The sequence below is a fragment of the Microcoleus sp. A003_D6 genome, from assembly GCF_036702825.1.
Classification (GTDB): domain Bacteria; phylum Cyanobacteriota; class Cyanobacteriia; order Cyanobacteriales; family Microcoleaceae; genus Microcoleus.
The window spans coordinates 17113-34466 of record NZ_JAUBWA010000080.1 but is presented as its reverse complement, the minus strand read 5'-3'; the positions used below and the strand labels follow the sequence as shown (position 1 = coordinate 34466).

Genomic DNA, 17354 nt, shown 5'->3' with positions numbered 1-17354 from the left:
AATTTTTTTTCTTGTGGAATGGGCATCTTGCCCGTTCCAGAATTTGATTAAAAGGATTTTTGCAAGAGGTCTAATCTTCGGGCTACAACGAAATATTTTCCTAAAAAACCCGGTTTCTGACTATCCCTGCGTCTAGGAGTGAGATGAATGAAAAGGCAGTGCAATTTAATTATGAATTCTGTGTTAGAAAACTATTGCGCGAGTGTTGACTTTCCTGATGTCAGCGGTGCAGAACACTTAGAAATGCTGCAAATTCGCGATCGCCTGGCCGAAAGTGAATCTCAATTGAGTGAAGAAGAAAAGATATTACTCACCAAAGCCGATCGGCAGCTAATTGAGCACGTAAACGTTTTTTATCAGGAGTTGTCGCGCTTTGTCAATTTAGCTGAAATCCGCAAAGCAGAAGCTATTATTCCTCAACGTTGGTGGTGGTATTTGGATGTGTTAGTAGTTTTGCCAATTTCCTTAAAAGCAGAGTTAAAGAGTCGAAATGTTGACATGGATGAGGTGTTGGCTGCTAAGGACTAAAGTCCTTACTAAGCTGTTACGCATTTAAAATAGTATTGTAGGGTGCGTCAGCCCTTTCTCGTTTCCCTTGCCCAGTAAGTGTTCTAGCTGACGCACCCTACAGGCCCCGCCCGGTGGTTTAAATGCGTAACAGCTTACACACCTTTTGTTTCTTAAATTATGGTAAAGTCTTGTTGTCCGATCGCACTTGCTGACATTCCACTCAAAACAGCCAGAATTTGACCTGTACTGGCAATCTTAATTAAGGTAGCACTGTTTTCTTGAACGATGCTGAGTCGATCGAACTTCCAGCCACTTGTTAACACTAGCAAGTCTTCACCTTGCGTAAAATCAGCAATTACATCGTCGCCTTCTCCCGCAGTCAAGAAAAAGTAATCGCGTCCGCTTCCTCCTTGCAGGCTATCGTTTCCTAAGTCTCCAATCAACCAGTCATCCCCAATTCCCCCAATCAAAATATCGTCACCTTTGCCGCCGTACAGAGTATCGCTACCGTCACCGCCGCACAATTGATCGGCATCTTGATTGCCAAAAATTAAGTCATTGCCACTACCGCCGCAAAGGTAATTTTTTTGACTGCTAGCATCCATCGCGATATTGTCAATATCTCCCAAAATCGTATCCTCGCCGTCGCCGCCGCAGATGGTGTCACTTCCCAAATCTCCAAACAGCAAATCATTGCCAGAATCGCCGCAAATTATATCGTTATCTTTGCCGCCGCGTAAGGTATCATTGTCCTCGCCGCCAGCAAGAGTATCTTCGCTTTCTTGCCCGTATAAAACGTCGTTGCCGTTATTGCCAAAAAGCAAATCTTTTCCTGTCAAGTCGCCGTCAGACGCATCAGAAGTGCCGCCAAATAAACTGTCATTACCTTCATCGCCAAGCAGGGTATCGTTGCCTTTGTCGCCCCAAACTACGTCATTGTCTTTGCCTGCGATCGCCACATCATTATCTTTACCTAAATAAATAATGTCATTGCCAGCATGACCGACGATGTAGTCGTTATTTTCGTTGCCAAATATAGTGTCGCTATCTGCATCCGCGCCGACAGCAACTGGGCTAGCAAGACCACCGTAAATATTGTCGCTGCCGAATAAGCCAATTAGCAAGTCGCTGCCGTTGAAACCGTTGATGATGTCATTAATATCGCTGCCGGTTAGAGTATCTTTACCGTCAGTACCGTTGAGGGTATTTTCAGGGATATTCGGGCCGGGAATGGAAGTGCGATCGGGTAAAGAGATGCGATCGCACATACAGTCTTCCGAAGCCGCAGGAATTAGCGCAGGTTTAGGGGTTTCGGTTGTTGGAGATGTGGTTTGGGCGATCGAATTCTGATTGGCGATCGGCGTTTCTCCCGGCGTCTGCGTCGAAATTGGAGTTTCCGCAGGCGTCGGAATTGGAGTTTCCGCAGGCGTTGGTGTCTGCGTCGAAATTGGAGTTTCCGCAGTCGGAATTGGCGTCGGAATTAGAGTTTCCGTAACTATCGGAGTTGGCGTCGGAGTTGGTGTAGGAGTTGGAATTTCCGCAGTAGGAATTGGCGTCGGAATTGGCGTCGAAATTGGTGTCGGAATTGGAGTTGAAGCAGGTGTCGGAGTCGGAATTGGAGTTGAAGCAGGCGTCGGAGTCGGTGTCGGAATTAGAGTTTCCGCAGGCGTCGGAGTCGCTGTCGGAATTGGCGTCGGAGTTGGAATTGTCGTCGGAATTGGAGGGGGAGTTTCCGCAGGCGTCGGATTTGGAATTGTCGTCGAAATTGGAGTGGGAGTTTCCGCAGGCGTCGGATTTTGAGTGGGAGTTTCCGCAGGCGTCGGATTTGAAGTGGGAGTTTCCGCAGGCGTCGGAGTTGAAGTGGGAGTTTCCGCAGGCGTCGGAGTCACAATTGGCGTCGCAATTGGAGTGGGAGTTTCCGCAGGCGTCGGAGTCACAATTGGCGTCGCAATTGGAGTGGGAGTTTCCGCAGGCGTCGGTGTCGCAATTGGCGTCGGTGTAGGAGTTGTGTCTACAATAGTCAAAACCGCACTAGGAATTGCTCCCAAATTGGCTCCGTTAGTGGGATTATTCAGACTTAAATTAACAGTTTCATCCTCTTCTATTCCCGAATCCTCAACAATTGGAATAGTGAAAACTTGAGCTGTTTCGCCAATGCCAAAATTTAATGTTCCCGATGTCTGGTTATAGTCACTACCAGCATTAGCAGTGCCGTTACTTGTGCTGTAACTGACAGCAGCAGCCACATTAGCATCTGTGCGAGTAACGGTAATTGTGGCAAAACTACCGTTTTCATTAACGCTGTAGTTGGCGCTACTGAAGTTAAATGTGCCTGGATTGGTGAGGTTGATAATGAAAGTTTGGTTGGCGGAAGTATCGACACCGCCGTTATCTATACCGCCATTATCTCTGAGGTTTAGAGTGATATTAGCACTGCCGATCGCACCTGTTGCGGGCGTAAAAGTCAGTTGTCCCAAAGAGTCGATCGCAGGTTGTACGCTAAACAAAGCAGCATTGTCATTCCCGACTACTTGGAAAGCCACAGTTTGTCCCGATTCGTTGGCCGGGCCTGGAGAAATCGCCGTCGCCCATCCGGGGATGGTTTGTGCCCCCGAATTGCTGCTGAGAGTGCGATCGGCCCCTTTGACAAAGGAGGGTGCATCGTTGACTGGATTAACTGCGATCGCCGATGTTATCGTATTAGTGCTAAACGGCGTTGTTCCGCCCGTAACTGAAGCATTGACGCCCGCAGTACCGCTAGCGACTCCGTTAGTTCCATCCCATGCCCGAAAGGTAATTGTCGGTTCGCTTCCAGGGTTACTGTAATAGTCTGGGTTGGGGACAAAGCGGACTCTCGCTGGCGTTTGCAGGGAAACCCGCGTCAGGTTGATATTAGCTTGGGCTGAGGTTGTGTCGTCACCGAGAAATAGAAAGTTAGGAGTTTCGTAAGGATCGATCGCGCCACTAAATCCAGAATAATCTCGCAGCGGCCCTGTTAGTATAATATCGCTGCCATCTGAAAGAAAGTAATTGTCGCCTTGAACTCTCAGAGTGTAGTTAGTAGCAATATTAGTGTTGTAAGCAACATTTTCCCCAGCAACAAATAAGCTATTAGTTTGTCCGCCCGGGTTGGGAGTAATGCCGTCGCCTTGTGCAAAGATATTGCCGGAAGTTGCAGATAGCTGCTGGAAACCGATTTCAATGGCTTTGCGATCGCTAGTAACGGCCACAATGCTAAAACCTGCTCGATTTTGATTAGTGCGGGATTCGGATATAATTTGGAGATTAAAAGACAAGCTAAAGCCCGAATTGCGATCGAGCGGGGGAAATGACGGATTTAAAGGATTATTTGTATAGCCAGCATAAATGCTATTGGCAGCAGTGCTGTTTAAATTAACTCCATTACCGTTAAAAAATTCGGAAGCTGTAGTGGTAGGAGAAGCAAGATTTAAGTTAGTCAAAGATAGCCAATTTTGAGCAGTGGGAGTGTTACCAAGTAAGCCATTATAAAGAGCAGTAGGGCCGAGTACGGTTGCTAAACTTTCCGACACTGTGCCGAAATTTGTCCAAGTATTGCCGTCAGTTGAAAATTGCCAGTTACCGTTAGTATTGTCCGCGGCGGTGACTGCGACACCCAAAGGATCGCCATTAGCGTCACCGCCTAACTCGCTAGTGATGTTAAAAATACTAAAGCCTGTGTTAGCTGCGCTGGGTGTATCTTCATTAATTGCGATCGGACTATTAACATTAGGAGTTGCCAAAGTCGGAGCAATGTTAGTCTGCCGATTGCGGAGGCTGTTAATATAAATAGTGTTAATTCCGCTGTTGGGCAAACCCAAGGAGCCGGGACTATTTAAAGTATAACTAGCAGTTCTGTTGATGCCGCCAATATCGCTCGAAAACTCGACATTACTCCCGTTGCTTGGTACTGGAACTTGCACCTTAGCTGCACTGCCAAATACTCCTAATCCAGTCGTCGGCCACGCGATAGAATCAACAGAAGTAATTCCCGCACTGCTAGTATCTACCCAAACTATATCTGAGGCTGCAAAATCTCCGCCAAAAGCGTTAGTTCCGACTAAGACATTATTGAGATAAGTACCGCCAGCACCGTTATTTATCAGCAATTGAATGTTCCAATCAGCATCATTTCCGCCGGCAACTGGGTTGTAGGTAATATCATTACTAGGAATGACCCCTGAACCGCCGATCGCAATTATTGTTCCTGCCTTGAAGACAGGAGCAATACTCGCCATGTTCCTGAACTGATAAGCCGAAAATTTCTGTGCTGTTGCACCGCTTGAATCGCCTACAAAAAAACTTTGAAGTTGAGCTGTTGTTATATCTTCGGTCAACAGCAGTTCCACATACTCATTCCCCTGGAATTGCCCATTGCGCCGGAATTCGTTAATAATTATCTGTCCCATCTAGATGCACCTAAATTTGAGATGATTATGTGTTTTTAGTCAACTACTGTCACTTTTTTACAAACACTATAATTTAATTTGCGTAATTATACTGTCAGTAGTGTTTCAGTATTATTGCCTAATTCCGGTAAAAATTAGTACGAAAATAATATCTTGACAGCTTAGCAGTGTCAAGCAAAAGCTTGTATTATTGTCGATCGCACTCTTGGACGCAAAAAAGTGATTTGATATCAATTCCGGTGCAGCAAAATCTCTGCACTCTCTGCCAGCGATCGCGACCAACGCTGCAATTGCTTAGCATAAGTTTTTAAATTTGTCAAGTTTAGATCGATCGCCCCTAGCTGCAAACTCGCGGCGCGGCCGTGGGAGATAATATGAATGCTTTTGATATTGCTGCGACTCGCTAGCGCGGTCGTGATTTGTGCTACTCCATCCCGCGCCGCATCGAGGATAATTACTTCTGTCCGCATTGCAATACCGTTGCGGAGAGTTTGGCGATCGGGAAGGGCAGAGTCGAGAAAGGCGATCGCACTCACAACTGAACTGCTAACATTTGGCACAATACATCTCTGCTTAGATGACCGTAGAAAAATTAAGATATATAAAAATTAGCAAACTCACACATTAAATGTCATGAGTAAAATTAAAATTAAAGACGAATGAGACTAATTTTCCGTAAACCTGCAACAGAGGCATCTTTATAGGGGCGGATCGAGCCAATAATTCCTTGAAAAAACCGATAATTCAGGTACAAAACCCGCCCTATCAAGGTTCGATCGCCAAAAGTTCTTCAGCAACCAATCCTTTCTGAATAGCGAGTACAGCAGCTTGAGTGCGATCGCGCACTTCTAACTTTTGCAAAATCGCGTGAACGTGAACCCGCACCGTACCGGGAGCAATGTACAATATTTGAGCAATTTCCTGATTGCTTTTTCCTCCCGCAACTAAAGCTAAGATTTCCTGTTCCCGCTTCGTCAGCGGATTGTCTAAATTTTCTGATTTCGATCCAACTTTAACAGGTTCAGGATTAGCAAAAACCTCCCGAATTTCCGCAGTCGCCCCCTTGTCCCACCAAGAAGCGCCCGCCGCTACCGATCGAATTGCCAACACCAAATTTTCCGCCGCAATTCCCTTGAGACAATAGCCCTGAGCACCTGCGGCAATCAATCTTTCAATTAAGGATTTTTGAGAATGAGATGTTAAAATCAAAACCGGAATTGCTGGATGTCGCTGTTTAATTTGGCGGCACGCTTCAATGCCGCCAATTCCCGGCAAACCGACATCGAGAACCACCACATCGGGTAAGTGTTGCTGAGTCAATTCTACTGCTGTTTCGCCATCTTCCGCTTCGGCAATTATTTGCAAGCAACTTTCTTGCTGCAACCGCGTTTGCAGCCCCAGCCGAAACAATTCGTCGTCTTCAACTAGGAGAATTCGCAATGGATGTGCTGGTTTCATTTCTCTGGGATAGCAGGGAGTCGGAATCCAAACAAAGCGCCGTGTGGCAATTTGTTTTCAGCCCAAATTATACCGCCGTGGGCGTCAATAATTTGGCGAGATAGGTATAGCCCCAATCCCGAACCTTTGGCTTGCCGATCGCCATTTCCTTGATAAAAACGTTCAAACAAGCAGGGCAGTTCGTCTGCTGTAATTCCCAAGCCACTATCTAGCACTTTCACAGCTTGATAACTCGAATAAGATTCCATAACAATTTCTACTTTACCGCCCCGAGGAGAATGGTTGATACCGTTTGTTAGCAAATTAACAAAAACGCGCTGAAGTTGCACCGCATCGCCATTTACCCACAAAGAGCGGCGGAAATCTGACTCTCCGTAACTCATACTAATGTAAACTCGGCGCGCCGCCGATAAATGGATGAGTGTTGCAATTACTTCTTCTGCCAAAGCTACTAAATTTACGGGAGCAAGTTGCAGTTTTAAACCTTCGGCATCGTTGCGGTAAACATCTAGCAGCGTTTCTACTAATTGTAGTGACATTTTGTGCGATCGCGCCATTGTTTCGAGAACTTTTTGCTGACTGGCGGTGACATTCCCAAATTTGGCCTGCCCAAAAGCTTTAATAGTTTCGATCGCCCCCAGCATTGGCGTTTTCAAATCGTGACTCAAAGTAGAGACAAAATCTTCTCGGATGCTAGCTAACTGCTGCTGCGACTGCAATTGAGCTTTGGTTTGGGCGATCGCCTCTTGGTACTGCTGGTTGCGATCGCTCAAATATCCCGTCACCCCTAAAGCCATGACTGCGATCGATCTATTTGCTACAGTTGCTAGGGCGATCGTTTCTCCGGGAGGAACAAACAAATTTAACAGCGTCAAAGCTGCCGCTACCAGCGTAATTTGCAACTTACCCAACCGACTCAAGCGCGAATTTGCCAGTAAAATCGGCCCTATGTACAAATACCCAAATAGATACTCCGACGGCGTAGTAAATTCCAGCAGTGCAACGATCGCGAATAAAAGTGCGATCGACCACCGCCCTCGCCAATACTTCTCTTGAATTACCAGATTTTTTTGGATTTTCAATAAGCTTTTAAACATCCTCAATTAATCCATTTTAAATTTTATATTTACACTCAAGTCTCTGCCTTCTACCTTTCTTCAAAATATCTCGTCTCTTGTGACTGTAGCGAAAAAAAATAGCGTTTAGATAGCATCTATATCTGCAAATATAGATTCCGAACAATATCTAAACATTTGTCTATTACTAAAAATATAGGACAGCCCAATATAAATTGTAAACATTAACTTATACCTCAAGGCTAATTATCAAAAATAATAGCCTTGAGTATAGTAATTAGTAAGAGTAAACCGCACTTTGTGGCTAGTGTCAGTCATATATAGCGACCTCCAATGTTCCACCGGACGTTATTAATTGCTGAAATCATTGCGGGAAATTGCCCGATTACATCGGCTCCTTCCTTCTTCCTTCTTCCTTCTTCCTTCTTCCTTCTTCCTTCGGCTATATGAGCTTTGCAGAACCAAAACTTATCCAAGTTGCCATCCAATTCAACAGCAGTTATTGCGGCATGGCATTAAATGCCATACAATTGCCCAGTAGCTGTCAGTGCTTGGGGTTAGCAAGAGAAGGACAAGTAATTCTAGCCAGCGAAAACCCGGCGATATCCTGGGAAGATTGCATCTTAGCAGTAGCATTGAATTCGGCGATCGCCCCCGAACTATATGTTATTTTGAAGAAAACTCACCCGGTTTTGTGGACTTCTTTTAGAAGCCCTTTCCCCAGATGTGAAAAGTATTTATCCAACGAGGACTTTTTGGTTCAGTTATGCTGCAAGGATTAATTCAAATCGCATTAACGCTAATCATTATAGTAGCGATATCACCTTCCTTTGGTAATTACATGGCGCGGGTCTACATGGGAGAACGAACCATTCTCGATCCCGCTATTAAACCTGTAGAACAACTCATCTATAAAGCCAGCAACATCCGGTTTGTAGATTCCATGACAGGCTGGCAGTATGCCCGATCGCTATTATACAGCAATGTAGCAATGGGCATATTTGTTTTTCTAATTTTCATGCTTCAAGGAGTGCTGCCTTTAAATCCCACCAGCTTAAGCGTACCCACCTGGGATACTGCGCTGCACACAACTATTTCATTCCTCACAAATACCGACCAACAGCATTACTCCGGCGAGACAACATTCAGTTATCTATCTCAGTTAACTCTGGGTTTTTTAATGTTTACCTCATCCGCCACGGGTTTAGCAGTAGGCATTGCCTTTATCCGGGGACTTACAGGCCGCCCGCTGGGCAATTTTTACATTGATTTAATTCAATCAATTACCCGCATCCTGCTGCCCCTTTCTTTAATAATTGGCTTGCTTCTACTAATTGGTGGCGTACCAGAAACCCTAGCCGGGCCCGCAGTTGCCACTACTTTAGAAGGCAGCACTCAAGTAATAGCTCGCGGCCCAGTAGCTCACTTTGAAAGCATCAAACAACTCGGAGAAAACGGCGGCGGATTTTTTGCCATTAACTCGGCCCACCCCTTTGAAAATCCCAACCCTTTTACTAACCTGCTGGAAACAATAGCAATGGTTTCAATTCCGGCAGCTCTGATTCACACCTACGGCAGATTTGCCAATAACAAAAAACAAGGCTGGCTGATTTTTTGGATGGTTTTTGCCATTTACATTGTCTTGATTGGCATTGCAGCAGTTGGCGAGTTCCAAGGCAATCCTCAAATTAATAATTGGCTGGGTTCTATGCAGCCAAATTTAGAAGGAAAAGAAGTTCGATTTGGCTGGGCCGAGACTGTACTCTGGGCCGTGACTACGACTGGTACAATGTGCGGTGCGGTCAACGGAATGCACGATTCTTTAATGCCTCCCGGTGGTTTTGCTACTTTGTTTAATTTGTTTCTGCAAATCGTTTGGGGCGGACAGGGAACGGGAACTGCTTACTTATTTATTTACTCGATTTTGAGCGTATTTCTCACAGGATTGATGGTGGGAAGAACGCCAGAATTTTTAGGACGAAAAATTGAGAAACGGGAAATTGTTTTAGCTAGCGTTGTTTTGTTAATTCACCCGATCGCAGTTTTAATTCCCGGTGCCATTACCCTCGCATTTCCCGATGCTTTGAGCGGCATCAGCAATCCCGGATTTCACGGCATTTCGCAGGTGATTTACGAATACGCTTCGGCTGCTGCCAACAACGGTTCAGGTTTTGAAGGATTGGCAGACTCTCAACCGGCATCTACTGGACTTTGGTGGAATTTAAGCGCCTGTTTCAGCCTGCTGTTGGGACGCTACGTTCCGATTGTTGCCCTGCTGCTTTTAGCTGACAGCATGACGAACAAACAACCGGTACCAGAAACAACAGGTACTCTGAGAACAGATTCAGTTTTGTTTACCAGCGTCACCGCAGGAGTAATTATAATTCTGGGCGCGCTGACATTTTTCCCTGTTCTAGCTTTAGGGCCAATTGCAGAAGGATTTGAAATTAGCAGCGCTAAGTTGGAACCGCTAACAATAAATGTACCAGCAGACATAAGTCCTTCACCTTTAGCGACACCTTCGATCCCCCTAAATCCCCCTTAAGAAGGGGGACTTTGACGGTCATGCTCCCCCCTTTTTAAGGGGGGCTGGGGGGGATCTGAATCTGATGGAAAAAGCCACAATCCCCAATACCCAATCCAAAATCAAAAATCGAAAATTCCAAATCAAAAATCACCAAAATGGTTACCCCCGATTCCCCAAAAAAACGCCGTGGGGGCTCTCGCGAGTCCCGCCGACACACGCCAAAAGCAAATACAAAAGGTCTTTACCAAAGAGCTTTCAAACAAGCTTTTGTCAAACTAGATCCTCGGGTGATGCTGAAAAATCCGGTGATGTTTGTGGTGTGGGCAGGCACAATTGTTACTGCACTGTTGACGATCGATCCGACGCTGTTCGGCCCGGTTCCCGGCAAGAATCAGGTAGTTTTCAACGGTTTAGTCACGTTAATTTTGTTCTTCACTTTGGTATTTGCTAATTTTGCTGAAGCTGTGGCAGAAGGGCGGGGGAAAGCGCAAGCAGACGCACTGCGATCGACCAAAGCCGACACAACAGCCCGCAAACTCCTACCAGACGGTTCAATTCAAGAAGTAAGTTCCACATCCCTGAGACGGGGCGACCAAATTAAAGTGATCGCAGGCGATGTCATTCCCGCTGACGGCGAAGTGATCGCAGGCGTCGCGTCGGTGGACGAATCTGCGATCACCGGGGAATCCGCGCCCGTACTCAAGGAACCGGGTTCGGACATCGCCAGTTCCGTTACCGGCGGTACGCGCATCCTTTCTGACGAACTGACGCTGCGGGTGATGGCCGACCCGGGCAAGGGGTTTTTGGACAGGATGATCGCGCTGGTAGAGGGCGCAGAACGCTCGAAAACGCCGAACGAGATCGCGCTGACGGTGCTGCTGGCGGTGCTGACTCTGGTGTTTTTGATTGTGGTTTCGACGATTCCGCCCGTGGGCAATTACGTGAAAACCCCTGTGGGCGTGGTGACGCTGATTTCGCTGCTGGTGGCGCTGATTCCGACGACGATCGGCGGTTTGCTGAGCGCGATCGGCATTGCGGGGATGGATCGCGTGGCTCAATTTAACGTCATAGCGACCTCTGGACGCGCCGTGGAGGCTTGCGGCGACGTGAATACGCTGATTTTGGACAAAACGGGGACGATCACGCTGGGCAACCGCTTGGCGGAGGAGTTCATTCCGGTAAACGGCCACTCGCTGGAGGAGGTGGCGCAGGTAGCACTGACTGCGAGCGTGTTTGACGATACTCCAGAGGGAAAGTCGATCGTCCGTTTGGCGGAAAAATTGGGCGCTACAGCAAAATTCGATCGCGCCAAGGCAACGGGGCTGGACTTTTCAGCAAAAACGCGGATGTCTGGCACGGATTTGCCCGATGGTACAGAGCTTCGGAAGGGTGCGGTGGAGGCGGTGAAGGGTTTTGTGCGATCGCGCGGCGGCAATTTCGGCCCCGATCTCGATGAAGCTTACGAGCGAGTTTCCCGGCTGGGAGGGACACCGTTGGGAGTTTGTCAAGGCAACGACACCTACGGCATTATCTATTTGAAAGATATTATTAAACCGGGAATTCGCGATCGGTTTGACCAACTCCGAAAAATGGGCATCCGCACAATTATGCTCACCGGAGATAACCGGATTACCGCATCAGTAATTGCTGACGAAGCAGGCGTTGACGACTTCATTGCCGAAGCAACTCCCGAGGACAAAATTGAAGTAATTCGCAAGCAACAAGCCGAGGGCAAATTAGTAGCAATGACGGGGGACGGAACCAACGACGCGCCCGCACTAGCCCAGGCAAATGTAGGCTTGGCAATGAATTCGGGAACGCAAGCGGCCAAGGAAGCTGCGAACATGGTAGACTTGGATTCTGACCCTACAAAGTTAATTGATTTAGTGACTATCGGCAAACAATTGCTGATTACTCGCGGTGCGCTGACTACATTTTCGCTAGCCAACGACATTGCTAAATATTTTGCAATTATTCCGGCAATGTTTGCCCCGGTTGGTGCTTTAAATATCATGGGTTTGGCCAGCGGTCAATCTGCGGTTTTGTCGGCATTAGTTTACAATGCTTTAATTATTCCGGCTTTGATTCCCCTAGCATTAACCGGGGTAAAATTTCGACCGTTGAGCGCCAATCAACTATTGCAACGTAACATTTTAATCTACGGATTGGGCGGAGCAGTTGCGCCGTTTATTGCCATCAAAATAATTGATGTTTTCATTGCCGCCGTTGGGTTAGCATAAAGAAGTTCGGCAGCGGATTTTGTAGCGGATGTAACGGATAGAAGTCCGAGGAGCGATGTGAAGAAAAAAAAATAACTCGTTCCCAGGCTGTGCCTGGAAACGCAGATTTAGAGGCTCTGCCTCGACTTTATAGTAACCAAAACCGGAGAAATTATGAAACGGAATGATTTGCTGAATGATGTTTTGCCAAGAGATTTCCAAGAAACAATTGAGTTAGCACAAATGCTTTGGCAACGCCACCCAATCCCGGTGCAGCTATTTCTGGTAATGTGTTTTAACTTGATAATTGCACCCGCAGTTTATGCCGCTGCGGATGAAGGTTTGACTAAAAAAGCTGCCTGGGGTTTAAGTCTCTTGGGTTTAGTAATTGTCGGACTCGCAGCTTATTTGTTTGTCGTAATTTTTCAACCAGAAAGATTTTAGGTCTAGCCTGTAAGGCACACTGACTCTAAGAAACCGGGTTTTTTACCAAACCTGCGGACTAAAACCAAATATTTCCCAAAAACCCGGTTTCTATGTTTTTACCAAAAACCCGGTTTCTGGGCTTCGACATCCGTTACATCCGTTACACAATCCGTTGCCGAACTTCCTTCTTTTGAGGTCATTTATGAGAGAATTAATTAGAGCAATTCGCGTTACTTTAGTGCTGTGGGGTCTTACAGCCATTATTTACCCGTTGGTAATGCTAGTAATCGGTCAAGTTGCTTTCAATTCGCAGGCAAACGGCAGCTTAATTACTAAGCAGGGAGTTGTAGTCGGTTCCTCGTTAATCGGTCAACCCTTCAGCTCGGATAAATATTTTTGGAGCCGCCCCAGCACCACAAATTACAGCAGCTTTGCGACCGCAGATTACGACCCGACAAAGGCAGATAACTTAAGTCAGAGAACAGGCGTTTCGGGGGCTAGCAACCTGGCTCCCAGCAACTCGGATCTGCTGAAGCGAGGTAATGAGAAAGATGGTTTTCAGGGGGTGCAAGTTGAATTAGACCGCCTCAACAAAGCTGGCATCAAACCGACTGCGGATTTAGTCTATACTTCTGGTTCTAGCCTCGATCCGCACATTAGCGAAGAGGCTGCTCGATCGCAAATTCAGCGGATAGCAACAGTGCGATCGCTCAATGCCAATCAAGTAGAAATGTTGGTAGCCAAAAATACAGATGGCAGATTTATCGGCCTTTTCGGCGAACCGGGAGTTAACGTCCTCAAACTGAATTTGGCTCTCGACGGTTTACCATAGTTTAGAGTCATTAGTCATCAGTCATCAGTCATCAGTCATTAGTCATCAGTCATTAGTCATTAGTCATTAGTCAGTTGTAGCAACTGTCAACTGTCAACTGTCAACTGTCAACTGTCAACTGCCAACTGCCAACTGCCAACTGCCAACTGCCAACTGCCAACTGCCAACTGCCAACTGCCAACTGCTATGATTCACTCTAGCGAACTTCCAAACCATCCAGACGCGGTTTACCCACAACCGAACCGCACTTACGATCGCACCCCCCGCCGGGGAAAGCACAAAATATTTATCGGCATGGCCCCCGGTGTCGGCAAAACTTTCCGAATGCTAGAAGAAGGGCACAGGCTAAAATCTGAAGGTATTGACGTGGCAATCGGACTGTTAGAAACCCACGGGCGGAAAGAGACAGCAGCTAAAGCCCAAGGACTGGAAATAGTGCCGCGCAAACAAATGCTGCGCGGCGAAAAAATGCTCGCAGAAATGGATGCAGAGGCCGTTATCGAACGCCGTCCTCAACTAGCATTAGTAGACGAACTTGCTCATACAAATATTCCCGGTTCTCTGCGAGAAAAACGATATCAAGATGTCGAAGAAATTCTCAATGCGGGAATTGATGTTTTTTCCACGCTCAACATTCAGCACATAGAAAGTCTCAACGATTTAGTAGCTCGAATTACCGGAGTTGTCGTGCGAGAGCGAGTGCCCGATAGCGTCCTCGAAGCTGCTGACGAAATACTCGTTGTCGATGTCACGCCGGAAACTTTAGAAGAACGGTTGCTAGAAGGCAAAATTTATGCTCCCGAAAAAATTGAACAATCATTAAAAAACTTTTTTCAGCGCCGTCATTTAATTGCTTTGCGAGAACTCGCCCTGCGAGAAGTCGCAGACAGTGTGGAAGACGACGCAGCAACTTTCAAAGGTCAAGTTTGCAACATTCACGAACGAGTTTTAGTATGCGTCTCTACTTATCCCAATTCCTTGCAACTGCTGCGGCGGGGCGCGAGGATTGCTAGCTACATGAATGCCCCGTTTTATGCTGTGTTTGTCCACGATCCAGACCGATTTTTGACAAAAGTAGAAAGCTTGCACGTTGAAACTTGTGAGAAATTATGTAAAGAATTTAACGGGCATTTTTTGCGGGTAAACGGCACAAAAATAGCCAAAGCGATTTCGGACGTAGCGAAACAGTATCGGATTACTCAAATTGTGATCGGCGAAAGCCAGCAATCCCGCTGGACATTGCTGCTGCGCGGTTCTTTGACTCAACATTTAGTGCGATCGCTCAAACACGTAGATTTGCACATCATCTCTACTGAAAAAAGTCAGTAGTCAGTTGTTAGTTGTCAGTTGTTAGTTGTTAGTTGTCAGTTGTCAGTTGTTAGTTGTTAGTTGTTAGTTGTCAGTTGTCAGTTGTTAGTTGTTAGTTGTCAGTAGACCTCTTGCAAAAATAACTAGGACGGGCTCTCCGGCCCATCCCACAAAATTTTTTTTCTTGTGGAATGGGCCGGAGAGCCCGTTCCAGAATTTGATTAAAAGGATTTTTGCAAGAGGTATAGTCATTTAGCATAAAAACTGCAACTTTTGGATGAGAGCTGAATCTAGCGGGCGGTGGATGCGCCCGAAGCTTTTATATGTCAAAATCGCACTTGTTAAACCTGGTTAAAAGTGCGATCGCTATGGTGGATATTTACATTCTCGACTTGCTAGCTATTGGCATCCTCCTGCTTACCGTTACCTTGGGTTCCGGATGGATTTCGCGATTCCCTGTATCTTATGCCTTAATTTATCTAGTTGTCGGTATCGGATTGGGGCCCTACGGCTCCAAGCTGATAGAATTGCGCCCCGAAGCTCAATTTTTAGAAAGACTTACAGAATTTGTAGTTATTGTTTCACTGTTCAGTTGCGGCTTAAAAATGAATCGCCCGCTGCAATTTTGGGCCTGGAATTCCACAGCGCGGCTGATCGGTTTTTTAATGCCTATTTCTATTTTTGCTGTGGCCGCAGTCGGTCATTGGTTTGTGAAATTAGATTGGGGCCCGGCGATTTTATTGGGAGCAATTCTCGCTCCCACAGATCCAGTTTTAGCCTCAGAAGTTCAGTTAGCACATATAGACGATCGCGATGAATTGCGCTTTGGTTTAACATCGGAAGGCGGTTTGAACGATGCTTTAGCTTTTCCCTTTGTTTACTTCGGCCTTTATGCGCTAAAAGATCCCAACTTGCCGAACTGGTTTTCGCAGTGGGCGGCAGTTGACTTGATTTGGGCGATCGCCGCAGGTATCGTTATGGGAATTTTAGTAGCTAAAGCCGTCACCTGGATCGATCGACAACTCCAACGCTACCGACCCGCCGACGAACTAATGGAAGATTTCATTGCTCTCAGCACAATTCTGCTCACCTATTCGCTCACAGAAGTAGTCAACGGCTACGGATTTCTCGCAGTTTTTGTAGCAGGAATTGTGGTGCAGCGGAGTTACCGCAACCCAGAAAAACCGCTTTCCCAACTGCACTTTACCGAGCGCATCGAAAAGTTAATGGAAGTAGGAACTATTTTACTATTAGGTTCGCTTTTGCGCCTAGAACCTATATTCGCATATGGAGGATACTCCCTCTTAGTAGCTGGATTGTTGATTTTTTTAATCCGGCCTGTGGGAGCTTGGATAAGTACGATCGGCAGTCCTTTGCATCCAGCCAGCCGCTGGCTGTGCGGTTGGTTCGGCATTCGGGGCGTCGGTTCTATCTATTATCTTACCTATGCTTTCGGTCACGGTTTAAAAGGCGAAACCGCCGAAAAAATTGCCTGGATTACCTTTACAACAATCGTGATTTCTGTGATTCTGCACGGCATTAGCTCTACGCCGTTAATGAACTGGTACGAGCGCCGAATCAAACCTGATGTACCGGATTTAATTTAATTCAGTAAGGTGCGTGACTTTAATAGTCTTGGACGCAACTGTCACACAACAATCGACTTGTAGGGTGCGTCAGGCGAAGTTCTCTAACGGCGATCGGGAATTTCGGGAGCTGACGCACCTTACTATATAATCTAAAATCGACTTGTAGGGTGCGTCAGGCGAAGTTCTTTAGACCTCTTGCAAAAATAACTAGGACGGGCTCTCCGGCCCATCCCACAAAATTTTTTTTTCTTGTGGAATGGGCCGGAGATCCCGTTCCAGAATTTGATTAAAAGGATTTTTGCAAGAGGTCTTTTAACGACACCGAAAGAAAGAAAGAAAGAAAGAAAGAAAGAAAGATTATAATTTTTTGGATAACTTTAATATAAACGTTCGCGGAATAAAACATGGATCGATTTGAATTTCAGCTAGCAATGCTGCAAAAAGGAGCAGAGGAACTAGAGAAAAAAATAGCTAACTTCACAACAATTCTGATGCAATTAAAAACTACGGCAATTACCATTTGGGTAGCGTTGATTGGTTGGTTTTTTACAAGCAAAATAGATGGGTTGGTTCCACTGGGATACGTTATAATTTTTGGTTTCTGGTTTTTAGAAGCTACCTACTGGAAGGTGCAATTTTATTATATGCAAAGACTCAATGCAGTTACCCAATTCTTGAATAATGAAAGCGCCTTAGATGAAACTTTTAATACCCGTTCTATACCGGAAGGCCTCATTTACCCGCTCGGTTGGTTAAAAACACTTAAAATGCCTTCTTTATGGAGAGCTATGTGCGCTCCATCAATCTATATTTTTTATACCTTTTTGTTTATTGTTAATTCGATCGTTTGGTTAATAACTCTTAAAACAGCCCTATAACTGGGGCTGTAGGGTGCGTCAGGTGAATTTCTAGAACGATTATTGAGGGTTTAAAAATTTGACGCACCTTACTAATTGTGACTATTTCCAATTTCAAAAGGACA

The 17354-nt window shown here is 46.1% G+C and carries 14 protein-coding genes; 9 read left to right on the top strand and 5 right to left on the bottom strand.

What is annotated here, in order from left to right; genetic code table 11:
* The first annotated feature begins 171 nt into the window (after positions 1 to 171).
* Positions 172 to 528 carry a hypothetical protein gene (locus tag QUB70_RS21025; protein ID WP_332983208.1) on the top strand — a complete coding sequence of 119 codons (357 nt, stop codon included), beginning with the start codon at positions 172 to 174 and terminating at the stop codon, positions 526 to 528.
* A gap of 152 nt (positions 529 to 680) precedes the next feature.
* Here QUB70_RS21025 and QUB70_RS21020 read toward each other — a convergent pair whose 3' ends face one another.
* The 5 genes from QUB70_RS21020 to QUB70_RS21000 all read right to left on the bottom strand — a co-directional run bounded on the left by QUB70_RS21020 (position 681) and on the right by QUB70_RS21000 (position 7947).
* On the bottom strand, positions 681 to 4937 hold the full coding sequence (locus QUB70_RS21020; protein ID WP_332983206.1) for a choice-of-anchor Y domain-containing protein: 4257 nt from the start codon (positions 4935 to 4937) through the stop codon (positions 681 to 683).
* Positions 4938 to 5167: 230 nt separating this feature from the next.
* Positions 5168 to 5497, bottom strand: a complete 330-nt coding sequence (locus QUB70_RS21015; protein WP_332983205.1) for a DUF4347 domain-containing protein — start codon at positions 5495 to 5497, stop codon at positions 5168 to 5170.
* A 205-nt stretch (positions 5498 to 5702) separates the two neighbouring features.
* Entirely contained in the window at positions 5703 to 6395 is a 693-nt protein-coding gene (locus QUB70_RS21010) for a response regulator transcription factor (RefSeq protein WP_332983203.1), read from the bottom strand.
* Positions 6392 to 7492, bottom strand: a complete 1101-nt coding sequence (locus QUB70_RS21005; RefSeq protein WP_332983201.1) for a sensor histidine kinase — start codon at positions 7490 to 7492, stop codon at positions 6392 to 6394. Before QUB70_RS21005 ends, QUB70_RS21010 begins: the two co-directional genes overlap by 4 nt.
* 293 nt (positions 7493 to 7785) lie before the next feature.
* Positions 7786 to 7947: a hypothetical protein gene (locus QUB70_RS21000; RefSeq protein ID WP_332983200.1), complete on the bottom strand. Its 162-nt coding sequence runs from the start codon at positions 7945 to 7947 to the stop codon at positions 7786 to 7788.
* A 33-nt stretch (positions 7948 to 7980) separates the two neighbouring features.
* Here QUB70_RS21000 and QUB70_RS20995 point away from each other — a divergent pair, with 33 nt between their 5' ends.
* From QUB70_RS20995 to QUB70_RS20960, 8 genes are all read left to right on the top strand, one after another.
* Positions 7981 to 8253: a potassium transporter TrkA gene (locus QUB70_RS20995; protein WP_332983199.1), complete on the top strand. Its 273-nt coding sequence runs from the start codon at positions 7981 to 7983 to the stop codon at positions 8251 to 8253.
* A complete protein-coding gene (gene kdpA, locus QUB70_RS20990) occupies positions 8238 to 10016 on the top strand; it encodes a potassium-transporting ATPase subunit KdpA (RefSeq protein ID WP_332983198.1) in 1779 nt (592 codons plus the stop codon). The genes QUB70_RS20995 and kdpA overlap by 16 nt, the downstream gene beginning before the upstream one ends.
* Positions 10017 to 10153: 137 nt before the next feature.
* The gene (kdpB, locus tag QUB70_RS20985) at positions 10154 to 12238 is read left to right on the top strand and encodes a potassium-transporting ATPase subunit KdpB (protein WP_332983196.1); all 2085 of its coding nucleotides are present in this window, start codon (positions 10154 to 10156) and stop codon (positions 12236 to 12238) included.
* A 153-nt stretch (positions 12239 to 12391) separates the two neighbouring features.
* Positions 12392 to 12661 (top strand): K(+)-transporting ATPase subunit F, encoded by a 270-nt coding sequence (kdpF, locus tag QUB70_RS20980; RefSeq protein WP_332983195.1) that lies wholly within the window; start codon positions 12392 to 12394, stop codon positions 12659 to 12661.
* A gap of 184 nt (positions 12662 to 12845) precedes the next feature.
* Complete coding sequence (gene kdpC, locus QUB70_RS20975; RefSeq protein WP_332983194.1) at positions 12846 to 13475, top strand: K(+)-transporting ATPase subunit C; 630 nt, start codon at positions 12846 to 12848, stop codon at positions 13473 to 13475.
* 186 nt (positions 13476 to 13661) lie between these two features.
* Entirely contained in the window at positions 13662 to 14804 is a 1143-nt protein-coding gene (locus QUB70_RS20970; RefSeq protein WP_332983193.1) for a universal stress protein, read from the top strand.
* A 302-nt stretch (positions 14805 to 15106) separates the two neighbouring features.
* On the top strand, positions 15107 to 16390 hold the full coding sequence (locus QUB70_RS20965; protein WP_332983192.1) for a cation:proton antiporter: 1284 nt from the start codon (positions 15107 to 15109) through the stop codon (positions 16388 to 16390).
* Between the two features lie 386 nt (positions 16391 to 16776).
* Positions 16777 to 17250, top strand: coding sequence for a hypothetical protein (locus tag QUB70_RS20960; RefSeq protein WP_332983191.1), 474 nt, complete (start codon positions 16777 to 16779; stop codon positions 17248 to 17250).
* Positions 17251 to 17354: the final 104 nt, after the last annotated feature.

Coding starts and splice junctions, on each gene's coding strand:
- kdpC (WP_332983194.1), top strand. CDS start 12,846: ATGAGAGAATTAATTAGAGCAATTCGCGTTACTTTAGTGCTGTGGGGT.
- QUB70_RS21020 (WP_332983206.1), bottom strand. CDS start 4,937: ATGGGACAGATAATTATTAACGAATTCCGGCGCAATGGGCAATTCCAG.
- QUB70_RS21005 (WP_332983201.1), bottom strand. CDS start 7,492: ATGTTTAAAAGCTTATTGAAAATCCAAAAAAATCTGGTAATTCAAGAG.
- QUB70_RS21025 (WP_332983208.1), top strand. CDS start 172: ATGAATTCTGTGTTAGAAAACTATTGCGCGAGTGTTGACTTTCCTGAT.
- QUB70_RS20960 (WP_332983191.1), top strand. CDS start 16,777: ATGGATCGATTTGAATTTCAGCTAGCAATGCTGCAAAAAGGAGCAGAG.
- kdpF (WP_332983195.1), top strand. CDS start 12,392: ATGAAACGGAATGATTTGCTGAATGATGTTTTGCCAAGAGATTTCCAA.
- QUB70_RS20965 (WP_332983192.1), top strand. CDS start 15,107: ATGTCAAAATCGCACTTGTTAAACCTGGTTAAAAGTGCGATCGCTATG.
- QUB70_RS20995 (WP_332983199.1), top strand. CDS start 7,981: ATGGCATTAAATGCCATACAATTGCCCAGTAGCTGTCAGTGCTTGGGG.
- kdpA (WP_332983198.1), top strand. CDS start 8,238: ATGCTGCAAGGATTAATTCAAATCGCATTAACGCTAATCATTATAGTA.
- QUB70_RS20970 (WP_332983193.1), top strand. CDS start 13,662: ATGATTCACTCTAGCGAACTTCCAAACCATCCAGACGCGGTTTACCCA.
- QUB70_RS21010 (WP_332983203.1), bottom strand. CDS start 6,395: ATGAAACCAGCACATCCATTGCGAATTCTCCTAGTTGAAGACGACGAA.
- kdpB (WP_332983196.1), top strand. CDS start 10,154: ATGGTTACCCCCGATTCCCCAAAAAAACGCCGTGGGGGCTCTCGCGAG.